At 46.6% G+C, this 24,699-nt stretch carries 17 protein-coding genes; 16 read left to right on the forward strand and 1 reads right to left on the reverse strand.

Going from position 1 to position 24,699, the window contains the following annotated elements:
* The first annotated feature begins 8 nt into the window (after positions 1 to 8).
* The 16 genes from L6I86_RS29120 (at position 9) to L6I86_RS29195 (ending at position 24,000) form a co-directional block, all read left to right on the forward strand.
* Complete coding sequence (locus L6I86_RS29120; protein ID WP_236291949.1) at positions 9 to 1,562, forward strand: extracellular solute-binding protein; 1,554 nt, start codon at positions 9 to 11, stop codon at positions 1,560 to 1,562.
* Between the two features lie 92 nt (positions 1,563 to 1,654).
* Positions 1,655 to 2,554 (forward strand): ABC transporter permease, encoded by a 900-nt coding sequence (locus L6I86_RS29125; RefSeq protein ID WP_236291950.1) that lies wholly within the window; start codon positions 1,655 to 1,657, stop codon positions 2,552 to 2,554.
* 13 nt (positions 2,555 to 2,567) lie between these two features.
* Positions 2,568 to 3,437, forward strand: a complete 870-nt coding sequence (locus tag L6I86_RS29130) for a carbohydrate ABC transporter permease (protein ID WP_236291951.1) — start codon at positions 2,568 to 2,570, stop codon at positions 3,435 to 3,437.
* 63 nt (positions 3,438 to 3,500) lie between these two features.
* Positions 3,501 to 8,270, forward strand: coding sequence for an OmpL47-type beta-barrel domain-containing protein (locus L6I86_RS29135; protein ID WP_236291952.1), 4,770 nt, complete (start codon positions 3,501 to 3,503; stop codon positions 8,268 to 8,270).
* Positions 8,271 to 8,295: 25 nt separating this feature from the next.
* Positions 8,296 to 10,146, forward strand: a complete 1,851-nt coding sequence (locus tag L6I86_RS29140; protein ID WP_236291953.1) for a heparinase II/III family protein — start codon at positions 8,296 to 8,298, stop codon at positions 10,144 to 10,146.
* A gap of 58 nt (positions 10,147 to 10,204) precedes the next feature.
* The gene (locus L6I86_RS29145; RefSeq protein WP_236291954.1) at positions 10,205 to 12,199 is read left to right on the forward strand and encodes a beta-galactosidase trimerization domain-containing protein; all 1,995 of its coding nucleotides are present in this window, start codon (positions 10,205 to 10,207) and stop codon (positions 12,197 to 12,199) included.
* A gap of 106 nt (positions 12,200 to 12,305) precedes the next feature.
* The gene (locus L6I86_RS29150) at positions 12,306 to 12,533 is read left to right on the forward strand and encodes a spore germination protein (protein WP_056609235.1); all 228 of its coding nucleotides are present in this window, start codon (positions 12,306 to 12,308) and stop codon (positions 12,531 to 12,533) included.
* Between the two features lie 119 nt (positions 12,534 to 12,652).
* Positions 12,653 to 12,898 carry a hypothetical protein gene (locus L6I86_RS29155; protein ID WP_236291955.1) on the forward strand — a complete coding sequence of 82 codons (246 nt, stop codon included), beginning with the start codon at positions 12,653 to 12,655 and terminating at the stop codon, positions 12,896 to 12,898.
* A 177-nt stretch (positions 12,899 to 13,075) separates the two neighbouring features.
* Complete coding sequence (locus L6I86_RS29160) at positions 13,076 to 14,914, forward strand: cache domain-containing sensor histidine kinase (protein WP_236291956.1); 1,839 nt, start codon at positions 13,076 to 13,078, stop codon at positions 14,912 to 14,914.
* Positions 14,892 to 16,460, forward strand: coding sequence for a response regulator (locus L6I86_RS29165; RefSeq protein ID WP_236291957.1), 1,569 nt, complete (start codon positions 14,892 to 14,894; stop codon positions 16,458 to 16,460). The genes L6I86_RS29160 and L6I86_RS29165 overlap by 23 nt, the downstream gene beginning before the upstream one ends.
* Before the next feature lie 276 nt (positions 16,461 to 16,736).
* Complete coding sequence (locus L6I86_RS29170) at positions 16,737 to 17,822, forward strand: major royal jelly family protein (RefSeq protein ID WP_236291958.1); 1,086 nt, start codon at positions 16,737 to 16,739, stop codon at positions 17,820 to 17,822.
* Between the two features lie 256 nt (positions 17,823 to 18,078).
* On the forward strand, positions 18,079 to 19,710 hold the full coding sequence (locus tag L6I86_RS29175; RefSeq protein ID WP_236291959.1) for an extracellular solute-binding protein: 1,632 nt from the start codon (positions 18,079 to 18,081) through the stop codon (positions 19,708 to 19,710).
* Positions 19,711 to 19,750: 40 nt separating this feature from the next.
* Positions 19,751 to 20,683, forward strand: a complete 933-nt coding sequence (locus tag L6I86_RS29180) for an ABC transporter permease (protein ID WP_236291960.1) — start codon at positions 19,751 to 19,753, stop codon at positions 20,681 to 20,683.
* Between the two features lie 15 nt (positions 20,684 to 20,698).
* Positions 20,699 to 21,571, forward strand: coding sequence for a carbohydrate ABC transporter permease (locus L6I86_RS29185; RefSeq protein WP_236291961.1), 873 nt, complete (start codon positions 20,699 to 20,701; stop codon positions 21,569 to 21,571).
* 91 nt (positions 21,572 to 21,662) lie between these two features.
* A complete protein-coding gene (locus tag L6I86_RS29190; protein ID WP_236291962.1) occupies positions 21,663 to 23,258 on the forward strand; it encodes an extracellular solute-binding protein in 1,596 nt (531 codons plus the stop codon).
* 223 nt (positions 23,259 to 23,481) lie between these two features.
* Positions 23,482 to 24,000: a DinB family protein gene (locus L6I86_RS29195; protein ID WP_236291963.1), complete on the forward strand. Its 519-nt coding sequence runs from the start codon at positions 23,482 to 23,484 to the stop codon at positions 23,998 to 24,000.
* Between the two features lie 148 nt (positions 24,001 to 24,148).
* On the opposite strand, the gene L6I86_RS29200 is transcribed toward L6I86_RS29195, so the two are convergent.
* On the reverse strand, positions 24,149 to 24,580 hold the full coding sequence (locus L6I86_RS29200; RefSeq protein ID WP_236291964.1) for a VOC family protein: 432 nt from the start codon (positions 24,578 to 24,580) through the stop codon (positions 24,149 to 24,151).
* Positions 24,581 to 24,699 lie beyond the last annotated feature (119 nt).

Genomic DNA, 24,699 nt, shown 5'->3' on the forward strand with positions numbered 1-24,699 from the left:
AGATTATTGTGCCTATCTATAAAATGAAACCAGTCACACTCACCGTCTTAGCAGCCAGTATGGCTGCAAGCGTACTTAGCGGGTGTTCCGCAGACAAGAAAACAGTTGCTGAGTCGAGTCAACCGAGTAGTGCTGCAAAACCGATTGAAATTACATGGGGTATTCAATTCCAAGCGCCGGCGGTCGTTGCCGATACGCCTGTGCAGAAATGGCTTGAACAGAAATTCAATATCAAAATCAAACCGGTTAAAGTGACCGACGCCAGTATCGCTTCCGGTGACGTACCGGATGTGTTCATGCTTGGTGATCCATCGAATGTAGCTGCCTACCAAGCGCAAGGTGTCCTGATGGACCTGGATCCCAATATGGTGAAAGAGAAAATGCCCGAATACTATAAAGATGTTGAGCAGTCGAAAGCGCTGTTCCAGACGGTAACGTTTAGTAACAAGCTCTGGGCGGTTCCTATGTTTATCGATTTGAAACCGTATGATCTTACCATGTTGTGGCGCAAAGATTGGCTCGATAAAGTCGGTATCACTAAGCTCCCAGAGACCCTAGATGAATTCGAGCAGGCTGCTTATGCGTTCGCCAAGAAGGATCCGGACGGAAACGGCAAGAACGACACATACGGTTTGACTGGTACGGCAACGTCGACGTGGTCGACGGGCTTCTACTCCATATTTGGCGCTTATGGCGTTCAACCAACCATGTGGCACGAAAAGCAAGGTCAGATTATGAACGGCTCCGTCATGCCGGAGGCGAAGAATGCGCTTGAGAAGCTGCGTAAATGGTATGCTGACGGCGTGATCGATCCGGAATATATTACGGATACACAAGATTCGTACCGCAAGAAGCTATATAACAATCGGATCGGCGTGATCGAAGAGCAAGTCGGTAAAGCAGCGCTTGCTGATGGTGCGACAATTGTAGCTATGAAGGACATCAATCCGAATGCTAAGCTCCAACTGGGTAAGAATCCGAAAGGACCTGGCGGCAGCGGAAGCTGGGATTGGGGAGTAAAAAGTAATTACATTGTGCTTGGCAATAAGGTGAAGAATGACCCAGCTAAGTTAAGCAAAATCTTTGAAATTTTGCGAGCAGAGAGCAGTGACGAAGAAACGATCAATATGACGAGCTTAGGTGTAAAAGGAACGCAATGGGATTTTGTAGCCAGCGGAGCGACTTCTGGCGCGACGAAAACTTTAACGGGCTTCGAAAAGCAGGAACAACGTGATGCCGTTGGTATCCGATTGTTCTCACTCGGCAATATCACGACTCGGACCTATCGGGATAAATATTCGAATCCACAGCTGAACGAAGCAGTTCGTACGTATTCTTCCGCACCGAACCAGACCGATGCGCTGCTGTTCGCTGCGCTTCCGTCAGATGGCAAGTATAAGAAGGATTTGACGGCGCTGACGCAAAAATATTTTGCTCAAATCATCAGCGGAGAATTGCCGCTTAGCGATTTCGATAAGTATGTGGCGGAGTGGAAAGCGAAGGGCGGAGACGAGCTGACCAAGGAAGCCAACGATATGTACCAGAAGCAGTTTAAAAAATAATCAGCTTGAGAAGCGAATCCGAGTCCTCGGCCGCAAGCCATTTGTCGCTGCCGGGGAGGAGTCGCAACTGGCCCTGAGGAAGTGCACATGACATGAAGACGATCTTGAAGAATAGGGAGCTATTTGCGCTCTATCTGTTTGCTTTTGCCTTTTTTCTCGTATTCAAATATGGCCCGATCTACGGGGTACTGATTGCTTTTAAGGATTTTCGCGTAATCGACGGGATATGGGGCAGTCCTTGGGTGGGCTTTAAGCATTTCGAGGCGCTATTTCATTCGGCCGATTTCTACCGCTTACTGAGTAATACATTGCTGCTGAATCTGTATTTGCTGCTGTTCGCCTTTCCAGCACCGATCGTGCTAGCACTTCTGCTGAATGAAATCAGATCCCGCTTTTTTCAGCGCTTCGTGCAGATGACGATGTATCTGCCGCATTTCGTTTCGTGGGTCATCATGTCAGGTCTGGTCATTTATTTCCTGTCGCCAACCACGGGTATTGTGGCTGAGATCGTCAGCTGGTTTGGAGGGAAACCGGTATTTTATATGGGTAATAAGGAATATTTCCGCTCCATTGTGGTTGGCTCTGCCATCTTGAAGGATATCGGCTGGGGTTCGATTATTTATTTTGCTGCGCTGTCAGGCATTAATCCGGAACTGCACGAATCGGCGACGATCGATGGGGCGAATCGCTGGCAACGTTTGTATCATATTAATATTCCATCGATTATGCCAACCATAGCCATTATGTTCATTCTCAGCCTAGGCGGCTTCTTGAGCGCGAACTTTGAACAAATTATCAACTTGCTTAATCCCGTCACCTTTGAAACAGGAGATGTGATTGACACTTACGTCTATCGCGTGGGACTACAGCAATTTCAATACAGTTATACGGCTGCGATCGGCTTGTTTAAGTCGCTGGTAGGTTTGCTGCTGATTCTAGGGGCTAACTTCACTGTGCGCAAGCTAAGTAAGGGAGAGAGCGGCTTATGGTAGGAGGATTTGCAACATGAAAATTAGAAACTGGCAGGATCGATTGAGCGTCAGCTTGATTTATATCGTACTTGGCGCACTCGCCATTATTGTCGTCTACCCGTTTATTCACGTGCTGTCGGTTTCGCTAAGCGGAAGGGGAGAAGCGCTCCGCAATGGGTTTCACTGGTTTCCAAGGGATCTGACCTTGACGCCCTACAAGGAATTGCTGACCTATCCGTTCATCTGGAAAGGGTATAGCAATACGCTGTTCCGTATGGTCGTCGGCACAGCACTTACACTGATCGTTACCGTATGCGCAGCCTACCCGCTGTCTCGCAATGAAATGCCATGGAAGCGGGTTCTCGTGTTACTCCTGCTATTTACAATGATCTTCGATGGTGGGATTGTGCCGAACTATCTGCTTATAAAAGAGTTGCATCTGTTGAATACGCGGTGGGTCTACGTGCTGCCGCATGCGGCAAACGCGTTCCAAGTGCTGGTCATGATTTCATTCTTTCGCTCGATTCCAGATGCGTTGATTGAGGCTGCGCGGATTGACGGAGCTCGCGATCTGCGTATTCTCACTCGCATCATTTTACCGCTCTCGGTTCCCGTTTTGGTAACGATCGGCCTCTGGTCGCTTGTGTATCACATTAATGCCTTTATGGACAATTTGCTGTATGTGACCGATCAATCCAAATTCGTGTTGCAGCAGATTGTTCGGCAAATTCTGATTGAGAACAGGCTCGATCCGTTTACGACGGCTGTGAATGAAATTCCGCCTGCGCCTGAGAGTTTGAAGATGGCAGCGGTAATCGTATCCGCCCTTCCAGTGTTGGTGATGTATCCTTTCCTGCTTCGTTATTTCGAGAAAGGTACAATGATTGGTTCGGTGAAAGGATAGCGCAGTCCTGAATACGTCTCTCCAGTGACAAGTAAAATTTATTTTGTGAAGGGATGTAGAGATATGCTTAGAAAAAAAGCAATTATTCTCGCGATCACTGCCATGATGTTGAATCTGTTCGTTTTACCTGCCGTTCAGGCCGAATCCGGATTACCGGAAACGGCCTTCTATGTGGCCACAGATGGAAGCGATTCCAATGGGGGCGGAATCGATGAACCTTTTCAAACACTAGAAAAGGCTCGAGATGCAGTTCGTCAGTTGAAGAGCACTTCCGGCTTGCCGGATGGCGGTGTGACCGTTTATTTGCGGGGCGGCACGTATAATCGAACATCCAGCTTTCAGATCGAGCAGCAGGACTCCGGTACGGCTGACAGTCCGATCACGTACAAAGCTTATCCGAACGAGAAGGTAAGTCTGTCCGGTGGTCAATCGCTCGACAAGAGTTGGTTTACGCAAGTTACCAACCCGGCGATTCTGCAGCGGATCATTAGTGCTGACGCCCGTACCAAAGTACTGCAGGTTGATCTGAGTAGTCACGGCATTTCGGATTACGGCGTGATGAGCCGACACGGTTACTATAAGGCGAACGATGTCAGTCAGGTTCCACCGATGGAGCTGTACGTGGCAGGTGAAGGTATGACACTTGCGCGCTGGCCGAATAGCGGTACGGTGCAAATGGGTGACATTATTGATGCGGGTCCGACACGTAAGGATTCTGATCTGCAGGATCGAGGAGGGACGTTCAGTTACACGTACGACAGGCCGCAATACTGGACGAATGCCGACGACATTTGGCTGGATGGTATCTTCGGTTACAGCTGGGAATGGTCGTATAACAAAATCGCTTCGATTGATACATTAAATAAGCAGATTACATTGCGATATGGCGAAATGAGCGGCTTGTTCAAGAACTGGTATCCGGATTTCCATTTCGCGCAAAATTTGCTCGAGGAGATCGATATGCCCGGCGAATACTACATTGACCGTACGCAGGGGGTCTTGTACTTCATGCCGACAGCATCGTTTGAAGATGAGCATCCCGAGATAACCGTTACGATGCTGAAAACACCGATGATTAATTCGGTAGGGGCATCCTATGTTACGTTCGAGGATCTGACTTTGGAGAATGGTCGCGATTCGGCTGTGGTGATTATGGGTGGTGATCATGTGCTGCTATCCCATTGTGAAATCCGTAACTTTACAAACGGCGGTGTGCAGATTAATACGCCAAGCCGGTGGTTATACAATGATTTTGCGACAGCGACGGGGGTGAATCACGGAATAACAAACAGTCACATCCATCATATCGGCGGGACAGCGGTCACTTTGAACGGAGGCAGCCGTGTCACGCTGGAGCCGGGTAACAACTATGTGGAAAATTCTCATATCCATGATTTTGCTTATTATCACAAGGCGTACAATCCCAGCGTCATTCTGACCGGAGTTGGCAACCGTGTGTCGCACAACGAAATTCACGATGCGCCGCATCCCGGTATTCTAATCTTTGGCAACGACCACTTAGTGGATTCCAATAACATTTATGATGTATGTAAAATGTTCTCCGACCTCGGAGCCATCTATATGAATGCAGGCGAGACACCGCAACAGCGAGGGACCGTCATTCGGGGAAATTATTTCCACAATATTGGTGAATCCAAAGCTGGGGTAGAAGGCGTTTATCCCGACAATTTCACGATGGGGCTGACGATTGAAGATAATATTTTCTACAAAATGGGCAATTCCGCAATTAAAAATAACGGTGGGGCGCACATCAAGACTCGGAATAATCTGTTTATCGATAGTGAAGTACCTTATGATTATGCCGACATCTATCTAGGTGACGCACCAGATAAGCAGATCCCGAAGAACTACATGCCGAAATGGCAGACGTTGTTTGCCCAAAATAACAATTTTGTAGGGACGCCGTATTTGGTCAAATATCCGGAGCTCGCGGACTTCTTTACGGAGAATCGGTATTATCCGACCACGAACACCTTAGAGAATAATGTGATCTATAACCCTACCAGGGCACGCAGCAGTATTACTAATGCGCAAGGGGCTTACGATAAGTTTAATCTGCTGCAGTATGCGAATAACTGGGTGACGAACAGCGATCCTGGTTTTGTAAATCTGGCGGCTGGCGATCTCAATCTAAAAAACGATGCTGCAGTTTTCCAGCAAATACCCGGCTTCCATCCGATTCCTTTTGACGACATAGGGATTATTGGCAAAGCGGGACCGTATCTGGCGCCAGATACCATTCCAGTACAAGGTGTTCGTGCCTATGATGCAAACGTGACGATTGGAATTGGCAAAGCATATGAGCTGCACACGGCCGTGTTACCTTGGAACGCCACGAATCCAAAGCTGTTATTTACGTCCAGCGATCCGAGTGTTGTCAAAGTGGACAGCAAAGGAACGATGAAGGGGGCGGCTATCGGCCAAGCAGTCATCACAGTCACTTCAGCAGAAAACCCGCTGCTTCAAGATGAAGTCATGATTAACGTCGAGATCGGAGACGGTATTTATGAATATACCGATTTTGAGACGGGGCGAAATAGCTGGCCAGTGGATCCGAATCGGTCCGTCATAGATATGGCTGGCAATCATAAGTATAAAGTGCTGAAAGGCGCAACGGCAGTTTCGCCGAACGAATATACCAATTACGAACTGACATTCAAGATGCAGACGCCGCCAACTATGCCAAGCCTAGGCACGATTTATTTCTTCGACAGGCTAGGTTCAAACGGAGGGGGACGCATCGGTTACCGCAAGCTTGAGGACGGTACGTCCAAATGGCTTCTCTATAATAAGGCCTGGGGGACCGTTAAGGAAGTGAACCTGCCATACTCAGATTTGGCACCGGATACCGAGTATAGCGTCAAGTTGCTTGTAAAAGGTGCTGACATCAGCCTCTATGTGGGTGGCGTGCTGAAGCTGAAGGCGACGGATGCGACGTATAATCCATCCGGTACGGTCGGCTTTTATGCAGGCGGCTTTGATTATCTATTGTTCGACGACATCAAGCTGTCGGTGCCAAACACGAAGGTTGCTGGGTTGCTGCTGAATCGAACCAGCGCGAATATCGGAGCGGATGAACAGCTGAATCTACAAGTGAGCTTTGATCCTTCAGATAGCGTTAATCACGATGTTATATGGACATCGAGCAATCCAGACGTAGCCGTTGTTGATGCAAACGGCTTGGTTACCGCCGTCGGATCTGGTGAGACGGACATTACCGTGACGTCGGTCGAGACGCCTGAAGCGTCAGCGACAAGTCACATCATCGTGTCGGATATTCTGCTGAAGACGGATTTTGAATCCGGCGGAGGCGGCTGGCCAGTGGATCCGAATCGTAGCATTATAACCGTGAATGGCGACCATAAGTATCGGCTTTTGAAAGGGGCGTCTGCCACATCTCCGCGTTCGTTCACGAACTACGATCTGACGTTCAAACTGAAGACACCGGCCACGATCCCGAGCGCAGCGACGTTTTATATATTTGATCGCTTGGTTTCCGGCAGCGGCGACCGAATCGGGTACCGGAAGACGGTGGACGGAGCGTCGCAATGGATTCTTTATAACGGTTCATGGGCGACTGTGAAACAGTCCAATTTGAACTATGAGGATTTGGCTCCTAATACGGAGTATACCCTTGAGCTGATCGTGAACGGCGCGAATATCTCTCTATTCGTCAATGGGGTGCTCAAGTTAAAAGCTTCCGATCCAGCGCACAATTTGACTGGAACGATTGGGTTCTATGCAGGCGGTTTCGATAATCTGCAGTTTGACGACATCGTGGTCACGCAGCTTCGCAAACCGATCACGGAAGCAACTATCGCTCCTACTCAGCCAGATGGAGCCAATAACTGGTTCGTGCATCCGATTACGATTCAGTTGGGTCGAGGCGAAGGATCGTCCACTTTGTCACAAACGAACTACAGTCTGGACGGCGGAGCGAATTGGAGCGTGTATGCATCGCCACTTACGCTCGACCAGGATAACGGAGCGATTGACTTCCGATACCGTTCAACCGATCTGGCAGCAAATATGGAGACAGCGAAGGCGATCACGCTTCATCTTGACCAGGCAGCGCCAATTACAACGTCTGTGCTGTCACCGGCGCAGCCGGATGGACCGAATGAATGGTACGTCCATCCGGTTACCCTGACACTGTCAGCGTCTGACGCGACTTCTGGCGTGACGAGTACTGTGTATAGTGAAAATGGAGGAGCGACTTGGCAGCCCTATCTGACTCCGATTGTAATCAATACGGATGGCATCCACGCTATTTCTTATCGTTCTACCGATCAAGCAGGGAACGAGGAGGCCGTTCAAACGGTAAGTGTTCAGCTAGATATGTCGGCTCCGGTTATCACCGTTTCTACGCCAAGCGCGAATCAGGCGTTGAGTGCCAGTGAAGTGCTAATACCTCAATTTACGCTTACCGATTCCTTGTCTGGTGTAGATCAGTCCAAGACGAAGTTATGGCTTGACGATCAGCAAGTCTATGAAGGGAATCAGATTCCACTGTATACGCTCCCTCTTGGGATGCATGCGCTTCTCGTGAAGGGGGTTGATACAGTAGGGAACGAACGGAGTGTTACTGTCACGTTCCAAACCTATGCTGACATCCAATCGCTGCAGTCGCTAATTACTAAGTTTACAGCCATGTCATGGATTGATAATAAGGGAATCGCGAACAGTCTGGTAGAAAAGCTGCAGCATAGCAAGTTGAATGCATTTCTTCACGAAGTAGAAGCACAAAGTGGCAAGCATATCACATCAGTTGCTGCGCAAATACTCCTCAGGGTTGCGAGTGTCTTGCAGTAGACGTTAAGCCAAGAAGGAGAACAACATGATTTCGTTCCATCAGTTAAGAGAAGCGATATTAGCCGTGCAAGAAAGGCCAACAACGCTGATAGGCGGGGCTTGGACACCGGCGAAAAGAAAGGAATTGTTGGAAGCTCCGCACTTAGCAGGATTGTTGAAGGAAATACATGAGGAAGCGGAGAGGGCCAGGCGTGAGCCTGTTCCTCTCCTGTCATTTGCGGATTTCCAGGCATTTCATTCATCAGGAACTCGTAAGGAATTCGAAAAACCGTATTTTGAGCGAAGAGGACGCTTGCTTGCTCTTGCCTTGACGATGGCACTTGATAATAGTGATACGTATAAGATGACATTGGAAAATCTAATCTGGGAAATTTGTAATGAATATGCTTGGGCTGTACCGGCGCATCTACCAGATACGATAGAGAAAGTGCCCACGGCGCATGTTCCTCCGAACCGCTATGTGGACTTGTTCGCCGCTGAAACGGCGCATGCTTTGGCAGAAGTGCTGTATCTCGTCGGGAATCGCTTGAATGACTGGGTGACGATCCGGGTGAAGCAAGAAATTGAGCATCGTGTGTTCCAGCCCGTGTTTGAAAGTGCTCATCATTTCATTTGGACTTCAAAGACGAACAATTGGTCGGCCGTATGCAGCGGTGCTGTCGGTATGGCGGCGCTGTTGCTGATCGATGACCGGGAGCGGCTCGCAGGTATGCAGGATAGGGTAGTGAGCGCCATGGAAAGCTTCCTTGCGGGATATGGAAATGACGGCTGCTGTCCGGAGGGGCTCGGATACTGGCGGTATGGTTTTGGTTATTTTGTTTATTGGGTTGAGATGCTTTATGAGTTTACTAACGGGACGATAGATTTGTTAAATCAGGACAAGATCAAAAGAATTGCCGAATTCCCGGCAGCCGTTTCACTCAGCGATTCTTCCTGCATCAATTATTCGGATTGCAGGCCAACCTTCAGACCGGCTACTGGACTGATCAGTCGTTTGTGCCGCAGACTCGGCATCGCTCCGCCGAAAATGACGTGTGTGCCTTCGTTTCATGAAGATCATTGCTACCGCTGGCCGTTCACTTTCCGCAACATGATGTGGACAGAGACGCAATGGCTGCATGCTCCAGGTGCGGAGGGGACCTTTTACTTTGCCAGTACAGATTGGCTGGTGGATAAGCGCGAAACCTCGAAGGGGTTGCTTGCCTTTTCGGCCAAAGGAGGTCATAACAACGAGCCTCACAACCATAATGACCTCGGGCATTTTATGATCCATATCGCAGGCGATACGCTGTTGGCAGATCTCGGAATGGGGGTGTACACGCGAGAATACTTCGGGAAAGAACGCTATGACCACCTGCACGCATCCTCGGGGGGGCATTCGGTTCCTATTATCAATGGAGAACAACAGGCAGCTGGTGAAACACACAGGGCAATCGTCACGAGAAACGAAATGGATCATGGCTCCGTCAGGTTTGAACTGGATTTGACGCATGCCTATAGACCCGAGGCGCGAATCCATCTGTTCCACCGGTCCTTCGAGTGGAAGGTTTGCCAAGAAGAGGCCAGCGCGGAGTTAACGTTAACAGATCATTTCGTGTTTAATGAGGGGACTGTAGAGTCAGAACGGAGCATAACGGAGCATTTCATCAGTTTCCATAAACCTGATATCAGCGGTGGCGAGGTAACCTGGTCGGGAGAGAAGGGAAACGTCGTTTTACGATTTGAACCGCTAGAGCTGTCAGCGCATGTGGAAAACGTAGAGATACCAAGTCGTGATACTCATCCATTGACGGTATATCGCTTATATCTTCACGCTGGGCAGCTAGCCCAGACGTATACATGCAGGTTAGTCCTGTCATGTTGTTGTATACACTGAACCCGTTCAATTAAGCGTTGCACATCGTGTAAGTATGAAATAGAAAGGAAGAGAACACATGCGATTTCGTCAGGTGCATCTTGATTTTCACACCTCCGAAGCCATAGCGCCGATTGGAGAACGTTTTGATAAGGGACAGTTTCAGGAAATGCTTAAGCTTGGCCATGTGGATTCCGTTACAATTTTCTCCAAATGTCATCACGGCTGGGCTTACCATCCGTCAGATGCGAATGAAACTCATCCTGGGCTGAGCTTTGATTTGCTTGCAGCCATGATTGAGGCAGCACATGACATTGGTGTGAAAACACCCGTATACCTATCGGCTGGCTTGGATGAAAAACTGGCAAGACGACACCCGGAATGGCTTATCCGTGATGCGAACGACCAAACAAATTGGGTCAAAGGCTTTATGCTGCCGGGTTATCACCAGTTTTGCTTAAACTCTCCCTATTTGGAAATCTTGATTGATCATATCCGGGAAGTCGTGTCCCGATATGATTTGGACGGCCTATTTTTAGACATAATTGGCATACGAAAGTGCTACTGTCATAGCTGTGTAGAGAATGTTCGCCAGGAAGGCAAGGATCCACGTGATGAGAAGGCTATGCAAAGGTTATGGGAGAAAACTTACGCGAATTATGCGACGAGGGTGAAGGAAACGGTCCAATCGATCAAACCAGGGCTGCCAATCTTCCACAATGGCGGACACATTACGCGAGGTCGACGCGATCTGATTGATATGAACACACATTTGGAGCTGGAATCGCTGCCGACGGGTGGTTGGGGATATGACCACTTCCCGCTATCGGCTAGGTACGCGCAAACGCTTGGCGTTGATTTTCTAGGTATGACGGGGAAATTCCATACGTCTTGGGGGGAATTCGGCGGTTATAAGCACCCGAACGCACTCCGTTACGAAACTGCGCTCAGCATCGCCAATGGCGCCCGTTGTTCGATAGGCGATCAGCTGCACCCTGACGGTTATATGGATGCAGCTACCTATGCACTGATTGGCGCGGCGTATCGCGAGATCGAGGCCAAAGAGGCATGGTGCGTGAAGACGACGAATGTTGCCGATGTGGCGCTGCTAACGTTGGAAGCAACCGGCTTGCATCCGAAGGCCAATGTGACCACGTCAGATTCCGACGCAGGGGCTGTGCGTATGCTGCTTGAGGGCAAATTCCTGTTCGATGTCATTGATCAAGAGAATGATTTTACAGCTTATAAGGTGCTCATATTACCGGATTATGTAGCGATGGAGGATGAGCTTCAGAGCAAATTGGAGCATTTCTTACTCCAGGGTGGCAAAATTCTCGCGACGGGCTGGTCCTGTCTTAATCTGGAGGGCACCCGATTTACAATCGACCTCGGAGTACGGCATGTAGGGATAAATCCCTACCGCCCCGACTATTTCCGCCCACTGTTCAATCTTGGAAGCTGTAGAGAAGCCTCCTACATTTTCTATTCACAAGGACAAAAAATCGAACTCGCAGGCGGAACCGAGCTTGCACACCGTGAGAACCCTTATTTTAACCGCGATCTGTTTACGTTCTGTTCGCACCAGCATACGCCAAGCAGCTATGTATATGGAGGACCGGGTATGGTGGAAAGCGAAAGAGGTGTATATATCGCATGGAACATATTTGAAGATTATGCGACCAAAGGCAGCCTCATATTGAAGGAAGCGGTCCTGCATGCGTTGGATTGTTTGCTCCCTGACAAGACGCTGCAAACCAATCTTCCGGCACAAGGCGTCGTCACACTGCAGGACCAAAAAGAAGAGAATCGTCTAGTTAATCACTTGCTGTACGCAACCCCAATCCGTCGAGGGAAAAACATCGAAGTCATCGAAGATATTGTTCCTATGTTTGACGTTCAGGTTTCTGTGCGAACTTCCAATCACGTGAAGAACGTATATATGGCACCGCAGATGACAGAGCTCCCCTTTACGTACGAAGAACAGACGCTTTTCTATACAGTACCTAAGCTGGACTGCCATCAGATGGTTGTCATCGAATATGAATGTTCCACGAAAGAAGAACAGGTTCATTAGGACCTGTTCTTCTTCATACTCATACGGTTATCCATCCAACCAACAAGTGACCAATAGGCGCCTGAACACATACAATGGTTAAGAGTTGGAAGGGAGTGGCCGGAGCATGCCTGCAATTATTAACGGTGGAATCAAAATCCTCAATGTCGCTCAGGGTTCCAATGTCCAGATTGGCGATACTTTGGCAATTAACCTGACCAGCAGCTCCAAAATTTTTGCGGGAGCCAACTCGTTTTCGCCAGGGGATAGCTTTGGAAGTGTTCAGAATGTGCTTAATGGGAGCACGAATACGGTCGATCCTGATATCGTGGATACGCCGAATAATACGATTTAATTTGGTTCTTTTTACTTCCATAAATTGGACGGCTGCTGCGCAATAGTTGACGGTCCTAAAGGGATAGGGTGCTGCGAAAGATATACGGAACGCGAATCCATTTTAGGGGATAGAGAAGCTTGTTAAAACGAAAAGTGATTCGGATATATATTGGAAACCTAATGTGGTTTCTTCCAGTCCTTATTTTGATCATGGGGGTCAATCCATCTGTCACAGGCAGTTTTTGGTGGAAGGCGCTGGGGGTTCTACTCTTTGCTGGCATTGTTGTCGTATGTATCAGTTCCTGGCTTCAGGTACACCGTGAACAACGTGAACTTGATAAAAAACGACTTGATTATGAATCTGTTGTATACCGTCAATTCTAATAAGACTGACCGACCGTCGATGCGATACGCATGGGCGTTTTTTTCGTTTTTTTCGTACACCTAAAGATCATATCCGTTTTTCGATAATAAATAGATGTCAGCCCGAAGGGGATGTATTACACTAGTAGGTAGTATAGCAGTGGAATGAATTGGCACAATTCAGGAGGCCATCTGTAGATGAAGCATCGGCAAGTGCTACAGTACATTAATCAGCATTTTAAAGTGAAATTAATTTTGACACTGTCGATTATCATCATTCTGTGTTCCCTCATTACGGGGTACATTTCGTATCGTATTTATTTGAGTTTGTTTGAGAGTGAGATCAGTAAGCAGTATTTAACGACCAGTGAGCAGACGATGGAGCAAATTGGTTATAAAATCCAAGATATGTATCGGATTACCGATTTTATTATTTTTCACCCCCGTGTTGAGCAAATCGTGCAAGGGATTCGTGCGGAGCCGCCAGAGGGTGAGACCAAAGCGTATCGCAGATTTATTCTGGAACGTGAATTATCGGAAATTTTGTTGCCTTTGAAAAATGAAACACCGCAAATACGTGCGTTATACATCGTGGACTTGGAGGGGAATAACTACTACTTCAGTCATACGAACCCATCGATGCAGATTACGTTTCCTGACTTTTACAATAAGGTGAAGACGGGTGTGAACCAGACCTCAGCAGAGATCGTGTGGCAGCGATTAAATATTCCGGATTCCTCCGATCCTTCCGGGGAGAAAAGCAATCTGGTTGCAACCCGCTTGCTCAAATCGACGAGGCAGCAAGCAGCTTACGGGACGCTGGTTATGATTATTGATGAGTCTTTTCTGACAAGTCCCCTAGACAAGCTGATGGCTGGCAGGACGACGGGAGCGTATATTTTCGACCAATACAATAAATTGCTGTATAGTCGAGTGCCGCAGGGCAGGGCTGGGATTATTCCCGCATGGGAGAATCAGGAGCGGTCATTTATCGAGCGGAATGAAAATGAGGATTATTTGTTTGTGAAAAGCATCTACGATGCCCGTTCTTTCAAGCTGGTTAGTGGTATTTCCTTAGCGGATATTGAGGAAAAAGGCAGGATGGTCTATCAGGTCGCCGTCATTTCTGGTCTCGTCAGTGTTCTGCTGATGGCAGTCTGTGTCTCGATTTTCAGCGGCAGGATGTTAAAGCCTTTACATGGACTAGTGTCTGCCATGCATCAATTGCGCAGAGGTAATTTGGAGGTTGAAATCCCCAAAACGTCGAATGATGAGTTTGCATTTCTAGCGGAAAGTTTCAATCGGATGGTCGAGAACATCCAATCGTTGATCAAAGAAGTGTACGTCAGCAAGCTGAGTGAACAGGAAGCGGAGCTTAAAGCGCTGCAGGCACAGTTGAATCCGCACTTTTTATACAACGCACTGAATTCAATTTATTGGAAAATCATGCTGCTGTACGACGATGTGGAGACGGCTTCATTAGTAACAAGTTTATCTGATTTATTGCGGTATTCTTTGGAATCGGTATCTACGCCAAGTACTTTGCAAGAAGAACTTACGCAAATTCGCAATTATATGACAATCCAAGAGGCACGGCATGGTGAAGGGCTGCATGTTTCCATTGAAGCAGAGGAAGAGTTATTGGCTTGTGGCATGCAGAGGCTTATCCTTCAGCCATTAGTTGAGAATGTCTTCGTTCATGCGTTTCGTGATCAGCCGGACAACAAGCGGTTATGGATTCGCGCTTTCCGCCAAGACGCTGATTTACAGATTGAAATCGAGGATAATGGGAGCGGCATCGATGAGGAGACGTTTGTTCGTCTGACGGAAGAGCAGTCGGTGTATGATCATCAGAGGGAACGGGAGAGTATTGGTGTTCGCAATGTTGTACGTCGTATTTACTTGGTCTATGGCGATCCCTATCGCTTAGAAATCGAACGCTTGCCGCAGGGCACGCGAATGCGTTTGATTTTACCGTGTGAACAGATGAAGTCATTCGAAGGGGGAATGGTCAATGAACCACATCTTATTAGTTGAGGATGAGCCTTTATTTCGAAAAGGACTTGCCAAAATGATTACGGGCTCTGAAACCAACTGGCATGTTTGCGGTGAGGCAGAGAACGGGCAGGAGGCAGAGATCCTCATAGCTGAGAGGCTGCCAGACCTCGTTATTACGGACATTCGGATGCCATTGATGGATGGCTTAGAGCTTCTCAAACGAAGTAAGGCTAAATTTCCACAAATTGAGTTCATTGTCATTACGGGATTTCAAGATTTCCAATATGCCCAGGCCGCATTGCGGTACGGTGCCTTGGATCTGCTCATCAAACCGTGCGGTAAACAGGATATATATGATGCATTAGATAAAGCGGAGATCCGTGTGTTGGAGAAGCAAGCGAATCTTCGTAAAGCGGAAACAGAGCACGCCCTATTACTGGAGAACACGCTGAGAGGGCTCTTGTTGCGCTTCCCCTATCGGGCAGAATTAGCAGCGGAGTTAGAAGTGGGCTTAGCTGAGTGCAAATTGATCTTATTCCAGATCACGGACTTTATGCCGTCACACAAACTGTATATGAAGCGGGATATGCCGTTGCTGCAGTTTGCGGTGCTAAATATGATCGGCGAATTGCTTGATATATATCACAGCGATGGAAAATTGCTATTGATCGAAAATGGGCAGTTTGCCTTGCTTTGTCAGGATTCGTTCGAGGAGAAGCTTCTTTGTGAAGCGGCTTGTGAAACAGTGGAACGGTTACTTGGCTTACAGATGTCCTCCTATTGTGCAGGGGCAGCATCTGGTGTACAGGATCTTGCCGATCTATATGAGGCGGGGCGCAGGAAGTTAGGTTCCACAATGGTTGCGGTAGAAGGCCAAAACGATGTACAGGTCGATAAACAGTTATCGACGAATCGTGCGCAGCAGCAGCTTATTAGCACACAGACAATTGCGTTTATTTTAGCTGGACAAATCGAGTCGATGAAGCTATATCTAGCCCAATTGATGAAGGACATCTATGGATTGTCCGTAGAAAATGGGAAAGTAGAGGCTTTGTCGTTCAGCTTTGCTTTACAGGATACAGCACGTAAGCAGTTTGAGCTGGCGTATGACCCGCAGTTATTGACAGAGCGCATCGCGTTGCTGCACGCCTGTAGCACGAATGATGAGGTATCACATTGGACGGGGATGGAATTGGACCGTTTCATGAGTAGCTTTATCGCGTGGCAGGAGAAATATAGCGAGAATGTCGTGTGGAAGGCAGCTCGATACATGGAGGAGCATTATGCGGAGCAGCTGCCGCTTCAATTGGTGGCCTCGCAGGTGCATTTGAATGCAACATACTTCAGTCATTTGTTTAAAAAAGAAACAGGGCGCAGCTTTGTTGATTATTTAATTGAACTGCGGATGGAGAAAGCGAAGGGCCTGCTGGCCAACACGGATATGAAAATTACCGAGGTGTCGGGCGTCGTCGGGTACGACTTGCCAAACTATTTTGCCAAGTTGTTCAAGCAAACTACGGGCTTGTCGCCGAAGGATTACCGCAAGATGGTTCGACCTGATCCGATGAGCAACGTGCGGAACTGAGTATTACTTCATAGCGTCCCCTGTTTAGTGAAAATAATGTAGTAGACTAGCAGAGCTTATCGTCCCTTATTATATTTTTTCAAAAAACTTAATCGAATCCGGATATTATTAAGCAGTGGAGCCCAATGCGTCATGATGCCAGCTAGTTGGAAGCTGGCGACGACTTCAACATCCGCTTTTAGAAAAAGAATCATTAAGAGCCAGGCATTAGAAATAGTTTTAAACATATATAGGTAATATCCGTTCAAATATGTTGGGGAGGATATCATAAAACCTATGTTACCTATGGAAGAATATTTCGGTAAGTTAGAACTCGTTTATTCATTTTATGGGGCTATGCCTACAGGCGTTAGTTTATCAGAAACCGGGCGTATCTTCATTTGCTTTCCGAAATGGGGAGATGACGTTAGATTTACGGTAGCGGAAATTGTGGAGGGTCGGTTGCAGCCTTATCCTAATTTAGAAACGAATACGATAAACCCTTCGAATATCACCATGTCCTTCATCAGTGTCCAAAGCGTAATTGCAGATGGAAGGGGAACCCTGTGGGTACTGGATACGGCAGCACCAAATTTTTCTGAGCCTATTAAAGGAGGGGCAAAATTAGTCGCTGTAGATTTAAATACAAATACAATAAGAAAAGTATATACGTTTGCAGAAGATGTAGTCTTGCCGACAACATATCTGAATGATGTTCGATTTGATTTTCGCGTTGGTAAATCAGGTTATGCCTATATAACGGATTCTTCCTCCATAGGTCCAGGCGCTATTATAGTCGTAAATTTAGAAAATGGAAATGCGTTTAGACGGTTAAATGGAGCAAATTCAACTTCACCCGATCCGTATTTTTTACCGAAAGTGGAGGGGGAAATTTTGATGAATCGAAATACAGATGGTTCGACATCTCCCTTTCGATTGGCCTCAGATGGTATAGCGATTTCCCCTGATGGAAAAATGTTATTTTTTTGTCCATTAACCAGTCGTCATCTATATTCGATCTCTACAGAAGCCCTAAGAGACAGAACGATACCGGATTTCAATTTACATTATCACGTGCAATATTGGGGAGAAAAAGGTGCGTCTGATGGATTAATAACCGATGCAAAAGGAAATGTTTACGCTGGAGACTATGAAAACGATAGTATTCGAAAGATATTGCCGAATGGAATAATGGAAACCATCGCACATGATCCGAGAATTTTATGGCCCGATACTTTTTCTATTGGTCCGGATCAACACTTATATGTTATTGTGAACCAATTACATCGGCAGGCAAGATTTCATTATGGAAAAGACATGCGGCAAAAACCTTATAGTTTACTTCGTATAAAAATTGATGAATTACCTGCTCCTACCTTTTAATAAATATTTCAGACAGAGGTAGTCTAAAATTTTATTTTCTTTCTACGTCCCCATCGTCTGGGTTAGATGATGGGGGCGTTTTTTTTCTACACTACGCCAAAATCTAAAAATCGTATCCGTTTTCCCATAAATCGTAGATGTCGCACCGTCTCAATTTTCTTACAATTAACTACATAATGGTATGATAAACACAATGACAACGAGAGGGGGAAGCACTCTGCGTAATCCAATCCAACGAGCTTGCCTTCCAATATTGATGACCACTGTGGCAATCATATCCATTATGACAGGCTGCTCTACCCATATGAAGAATGCACAAGAATCCGACACGCAGAAGTCAGCGAAGCGGGGCAAGGTTACCGTCACGATTTATGATCGTGGCAACATTCCTTCGGGCCAAGGAACGGTTGAAAATAATCTCATGACAAAATGGATTAACCAAGCAGGTCCCGTGGATGTCACTTTCATTCCTTTACCAAGGACGCAATCTGATCAGAAGCTGAACACGCTATTCGCAGGTGGTGGCGCGCCAGATCTCATTCTGGAGTATGCGCCGCATGTCAAGAATCCGTTGATCGATCAGGGACAGCTTCGTCCCATCGACGATATGATTGAGAACTACAGCACGACATACAAGGCACTCTTGGCGAAATTTCCGGCATTGCGCAAAGCAGGGAAGGGCACGGATGGCAAGTTGTACCAATTTGGCCGCATTAACGAAACGATTCCTCAGCGCGGTGTTTTTATTCGCAAGGATTGGCTCGAGAAGCTGCATCTGAACATTCCGCAAACGACCGAGGAGATGTATCAGGTTGCCAAAGCATTTACGGAGCAGGACCCTGATGGCAACGGGAAAAAGGATACCTATGGACTTGCTCTAGCCTATAACGCCGTCGCAACATTGAACGAAATGTTCGGCGTTACGTATCCGGGGTTCGTTGTGCAAGACAATCAGCTCATTCATGGCTGGGAGAATATCCAAGCTGTGACGGCTTTCAAGAAGCGATTTTACGCAGAGGGATTGGTGGACAAGGATTTTTACACCGATAAGAATGGATCTAAAGCGAAGCAGGATTTTTTAAACGGGAAAATCGGCATTTATATGGACCAGTTCAATGTCCCAATTACCTTCTATAACGACTTTTATGTGGGCTTGAAAAAGAATGTACCTGATGCCGAGCTGGCTATTATGCCCTTTCCCAAAACTCCTGTGGGACGGTTTAATCCGATTTTCGTGAATCCGATCCAAATGACGGGTGTCGTCAATGCCGAGGCGAAAGATCCGGAAGCGGTGATGAAGTATGTTGATTTTGCAGCTTCCGAGACGTTTATGAAAACAATGTACTATGGGTTCGAAGGTGTGCACAGTAAGACCCTGCCAGGTCAATGCCCGCAGATGACAGACTTGAATAAATGGCAGAAGGAATTCAACTATGCATCTGGCGATTTCGGGATGCTAGCCTCACCAACACTTGCAGGTAAATGCTATTTCGGTGTGGAGAAAATGGACACGAAAGACCCCTTGCAGCAGGAAGTTACGAAGATGTTCGAAGCCAATTCTTCCTTCATCGATTTTAATTTACAAATGGCAGGTCCCACGCATTCCGAGCAAATGCCACAGCTGCCGAAAGACCTTCAGGAGATTCTCACGGATACGATGAAGCAAGTGGATGTTGGCGATGGTGACATTTGGATGAAGGCGATTCTGACACCGAACTATTCGCCAGAACAAGCGAAGAAGGATGCGATCGCTGCATGGGAGAAAGCTGGAGGCAAACAGGTGGACGCATGGTATAAGGCCTTTTATGAGAAGGACAAGGATACGATTATTTTGAGCAAAGATATTTACGATATTTTCAAGCAACAACGTGCGCTTCAGAACAAATGAGAGGCGTACCTGACACTCAGTTAGGTGGTGACGAATCGGTATGGCATCTGAGATGGCTAGGAGTAAGACGCAGCTTGCATTGCGCTACATCAATAAGAAGAAATATTTGTACATCCTATTGATTCCAGCTGTTGTGTACTTTCTCATTTTCAATTATGTGCCGATGTACGGCATTATCATTGCGTTTAAGGATTTTAATTTCTCCAAAGGGATTGTCGGAAGTCCATGGATTGGTTTCGAGAATTTCAAGTACATGTTCGGGCTCAGTGATTTCTACACGGTGTTCTGGAACTCGTTGTACTTAAGTTTTCTACGACTTGTATTTGGGTTTCCATTCCCGATACTACTGGCATTGCTGCTTAATGAGATGCGTAACCGTACCTATCAACGTATTACGCAGACGATTATCTATCTGCCGCATTTTATTTCTTGGGTGGTCATTGGGGGCATTCTAGTCAACTTCTTATCCCCGTCATGGGGCGTCGTTAATATTTTCTTGAAGCAGTTTGGCTTTGAGCCGGTGTTCTTCCTAGCAGATACGAATTACTTCCGACCTTTGGTGATCCTCAGCAGCATGTGGAAAGAATCGGGTTGGGAAAGCATTTTGTACTTAGCCGCGATGGTAGGGATCAATACGGAACTGTATGAGGCTGCTAGTATCGATGGCGCGAACCGCTTCCAAAGAATTCGATACGTTACGCTGCCAGGGATTAAATCGACGATTATTATCCTGCTGATTCTAAGGCTGGGTCATATTATGGGCAATGGCTTTGAACAGATTTTTGTATTGCAAAATCCGTTGAACCTCAGTGTTTCCGAAGTGTTTGAGACCTATGTGTACCGCGTCGGTTTGATTGGCGGAAGGTTCTCTTTCGGTACAACCGTTGGGCTGTTCACCTCTGTGATTGGGTTGATATTCCTGCTAGCCAGCAACCAGATCGCAAAGTGGATGAAAGAAGATGGGATTTGGTAAGAGGAGGTTACAGTTGTGGGTATTCGATCGTTTGGCGATAAAGTTTTTGATGGTTTGAATTATGGCATTGTGACGCTGTTTGCAATCGTTTGCTTATTTCCGTTCTTCTATGTGGCTGCATTTTCGATTACACCGTACTCTGAGTATTTGGCGAATCCCTTAAAGCTCATCCCTTATCACATTGAGCTAGCGGCGTATAAGCAGATTCTGCAGATGCCGCTCATGTGGACCGGGTATAAGAATACGTTGCTCATCACGATTATCGGTGTAGCTCTCAATATTTTCCTGCTCCTGATCTCAGCTTATCCGCTATCCAAAACGGACTTAAAGGGCAGAAATATCATTATGATTCTCATTACCTTCACGATGTTCTTCAATGGTGGCTTAATTCCTAACTTTTACTTAATCAAAACGTTGCATATATACAACACTTTATGGGCAATGATCTTACCTGGCGTCTTGGGCGCCTACAATTTGATCTTAATGAAGAACTTTGTAAGCGCTATACCGGCGAGCTTGGAGGAGTCGGCTTTTATCGATGGGGCCAATGAAATCAAGGTTTTATATAAAATTATTGTGCCACTTTCTAAGCCGGCTATTGCGACCTTCGTTATTTTCCACGCGGTGACGCAATGGAACACGTTCTTCTCCGCGATTATTTACACCTCCAAGCGAAGTCTTTGGCCTTTGATGTTGATTTTGCGGGAGATGGTCGTCGATGACGGCGGCATTGCCAAAGATTCCATGGATATGAACAACAGCGGTATTACGGTATTTACGATTAAAATGGCGATCATCATATTTGCGACACTCCCGATTCTGCTTGTGTATCCTTTCCTGCAAAAGTATTTCATGAAGGGTGTACTGGTAGGTTCGATTAAAGGGTAATTTCGAATTTCGTTCTTTCGTAGTGCCATACCTTCGATTAAATCTGCCATCCCGCAGTTTAATAATAGCAATTATAAAGGAGTTGTTGGTATTGAAAGGGTCAGTCAAAAGCATCGCAAGCAGTCTAATTTGCATCGGATTATTGTCTTCCATCGTTATGGCTTGTAGTTCTAACACGGATACACCAGCTAGCACAACAGCTGCTACGACAGCACCGGGTACAAGCACAGCGTCAACAGCACCAGCCAAAGCAGCGCCTGTCAGCATCAAAATGTTTAACCGGGTCAATGCGAACGTAGTCATTGATAACAATCCCGTGATTGCAGAAGCTGAGAAGTTGGCCAATGTGAAGCTGTCGGTTGAGGCACCTCCAATTAACAACTATGTCGAGAAGCTTCAGGTGATGATGGCATCCGGTGATCTGCCAGATCTCGTATATAACTGGGGCGGGGCTGACGCGAATCTGGAGAAATGGTCCAAGGATGGTCTACTGACGCCGCTTGATGACAAGATTGCGAAATACCCAAATTTGACCAAAAACATTACGAAAGAAATGTGGGACGCTGTTAAAGCCATCAATGATGGGAAAACGTATATTATTCCTAGAACGAACGTTGTGAATCACTGGGGCTATATGGTCAACCAGCAATGGCTAAATAAGTTGAACTTGAAAGCACCTACAACATTGGATGAGTTTACGAATGTGTGTAAAGCATTTACCAATAATGATCCAGATGGCAACGGTAAAGCCGATACCTACTGTCTGAGCTTGTCCAATCCAAGCCTTGGCAGCAATACGGTGTGGAATTCAACCTTCTTCTTGGCATCAGCTTTTGATCTCCCAATTATCAATGGCGTCAAGGATACCGATGGTGCATATAAAATCAGAGAGAAAATGTCCGGCTATATTCCTTTCTTGACGTATCTTAAAGAGTTAAATGAACAAAAGCTCATCGATCCTGAATACTTGATAAACAAGATTTATGTGGATCAAGAGAAGCTGAATCAGAATCGTGTAGGCATTATCTATTCCCATCAGTATGCGGTTATGGCCAACCTGGCCAAGGATAAAGAGTCTGACAAGAAATACTCGTACCAACCTGTTTTGAAAGATAGCAAAGGTGTGGCAACAGATCTTGTTACGCCGGCAATGTGGGGCGGCTGGATGATTCCGAAATCGTCCAAAAATGTGGATGGCGTATTGAAATTCCTAGATTGGGGTAATACGACTGAAGCGAACACCTTGTTCCAGCTAGGTATGAAAGGGTTAACTTTTGACAGCTATGATCCTGCTACGAAAAATATTTCCCGTACAGCCGACCAAGCAACTAAACTTGCTGCCACAACGAGCACGTATATGACACTTGCGAACGCAATCGATGGCAACCCAGCGATTATTGAGGGTGCGGATACGGTAGAGAGATTGAATACGTATAAAGCGCAATTGGATGCGGCGATGAAGCAAGTGACTGTTGTCAACGTCCCTGCCGTTCGCTCACCTAAAATCTTGAACCTGAATACAGCCATTCCGGATCTCGTGAAGAAAAAAGACGATCAAGAATTAAAATACTTGATGGGCACGCTTACGCTCCAACAGTTTAAGGACTTCCTGGAGAAAGAATGGTATCCAGCTACAGCGGATGCAGAGAAAGAATATGTGGACTACATGAATAAGCAAGGAAAATGAGAAAATCTTCTATCGAAGTAATTCAAGGATGAGCGACCGCGTTTTAAATGTAGTTTTTATCGCCAATAAGAATTTGATCTTCCGAGTACCGGAAATTTATAAATTCTTATGTGGTAATAAAACGCGAAATAAGTACCCTGACAGATAGTTGTCAGGGTATTCCCTTTATAATAAGGGTATAACTGGAAATAACGAATAAACCAATTGAAGGAGTGTATGTTGAATGACACAAACGGCTGAACGTATGTATGACTATCATGTATGGGCGAATCAAACGCTGATAAACAGGTTGAAGGAGCTTCCACAGGAGGTGTACCGCCAAGAGATTCAGAGTGTATTTCCGACAGTCTCGAAAGTGATTGCTCATATCTACCTCACAGACCGTGTTTGGTTAGACATACTTGGAGGTATGGATATGCAGGCGGCTATGTCAGCCTCTTGGCCGATAACCGAAACAACAGAGAGCAAAAGCTTGGATGAACTAGAGGCCATGTACAGCGAGTTGTCGCTGCGATTTAAGGCATTTCTGAAGGAACAGCCTGATTTGGAAAAGAAAATCGTGGTCGATAATCCCTATGCAGGCGTAAGGGAAACCAGTTTGGCTGAAATGGTTTTACAGGTTGTGAATCACGCAACGTATCATCGGGGGAATGTCACGGCCATGCTGCGCCAAATGGGGCATGCTTCAGTGATGACGGAATACGCATTGTTCTGGTATGCAGGTGCAGAGCAGTTTGCTTAACCGCGTGGGAGCTGCACTTCACGAGAACGATCGCTTGCTCCTGTGTGTGCTATCATTCAGCCGATCAGATGGCTAATCAACGTTACCAGCCAAGCCCCAAACAAAACGGCCCTGTCGCAATCATGCGAACAAGGCCGTTCTTTCACGTTTAATTCATTGCTGCGCCTTCGGTGAACAGATGGAAAGTCACGCCAAACTTATCCTTCACTTGTCCGTATGCTGGGCTGAAGAATGCTTCATGCAGGTCCATAATCACCGTGCCGCCTTCTTTCAAGGCTTCGAAGAATTGCTTGGATTTGCTGGCATCCTTCGTTGTAATACAGATCGTCACGTGATCTCCCTGCTGAACGGGTTTACCTGAGTCGGAGTCCGAAAACATCAATTGACTTTCGCCGACTTGCAGCATGGCATGGGCAATAAGACCTTTCTGTTCATCAGCTAGCGGGTAATCAGGACTCGCAGGCATTTCACCAAAGGTTTGCTTAAATAGGACTTGCGCATCCAACGCTTTCTCATAAAAGGCAATAGCTTCACCAGCAGTACCAGGCAATACTAAATACGGAGTTAAACGAACGGACATGAATAAACAGCTCCTTAGATTGAAATAGTTGAAAGGTAAAAAGTCTACCTTTTATTATTACCACATTTATTCAGAAAAATAAAGAACATATGTTCTATTTGTTGGGCTATATAACGAAA

The organism is Paenibacillus allorhizoplanae, assembly GCF_927798215.1.
GTDB classification, from domain to species: domain Bacteria; phylum Bacillota; class Bacilli; order Paenibacillales; family NBRC-103111; genus Paenibacillus_E; species Paenibacillus_E allorhizoplanae.

Excerpts from the sequence above, each read along its gene's own strand:
- L6I86_RS29125 (WP_236291950.1), top strand. The coding sequence starts at position 1,655 with ATGAAGACGATCTTGAAGAATAGGGAGCTATTTGCGCTCTATCTGTTT.
- L6I86_RS29130 (WP_236291951.1), top strand. The coding sequence starts at position 2,568 with ATGAAAATTAGAAACTGGCAGGATCGATTGAGCGTCAGCTTGATTTAT.
- L6I86_RS29135 (WP_236291952.1), top strand. The coding sequence starts at position 3,501 with ATGCTTAGAAAAAAAGCAATTATTCTCGCGATCACTGCCATGATGTTG.
- L6I86_RS29140 (WP_236291953.1), top strand. The coding sequence starts at position 8,296 with ATGATTTCGTTCCATCAGTTAAGAGAAGCGATATTAGCCGTGCAAGAA.
- L6I86_RS29145 (WP_236291954.1), top strand. The coding sequence starts at position 10,205 with ATGCGATTTCGTCAGGTGCATCTTGATTTTCACACCTCCGAAGCCATA.
- L6I86_RS29150 (WP_056609235.1), top strand. The coding sequence starts at position 12,306 with ATGCCTGCAATTATTAACGGTGGAATCAAAATCCTCAATGTCGCTCAG.
- L6I86_RS29160 (WP_236291956.1), top strand. The coding sequence starts at position 13,076 with ATGAAGCATCGGCAAGTGCTACAGTACATTAATCAGCATTTTAAAGTG.
- L6I86_RS29165 (WP_236291957.1), top strand. The coding sequence starts at position 14,892 with ATGAACCACATCTTATTAGTTGAGGATGAGCCTTTATTTCGAAAAGGA.
- L6I86_RS29170 (WP_236291958.1), top strand. The coding sequence starts at position 16,737 with ATGTTACCTATGGAAGAATATTTCGGTAAGTTAGAACTCGTTTATTCA.
- L6I86_RS29175 (WP_236291959.1), top strand. The coding sequence starts at position 18,079 with ATGACCACTGTGGCAATCATATCCATTATGACAGGCTGCTCTACCCAT.
- L6I86_RS29180 (WP_236291960.1), top strand. The coding sequence starts at position 19,751 with ATGGCATCTGAGATGGCTAGGAGTAAGACGCAGCTTGCATTGCGCTAC.
- L6I86_RS29195 (WP_236291963.1), top strand. The coding sequence starts at position 23,482 with ATGACACAAACGGCTGAACGTATGTATGACTATCATGTATGGGCGAAT.
- L6I86_RS29200 (WP_236291964.1), bottom strand. The coding sequence starts at position 24,580 with ATGTCCGTTCGTTTAACTCCGTATTTAGTATTGCCTGGTACTGCTGGT.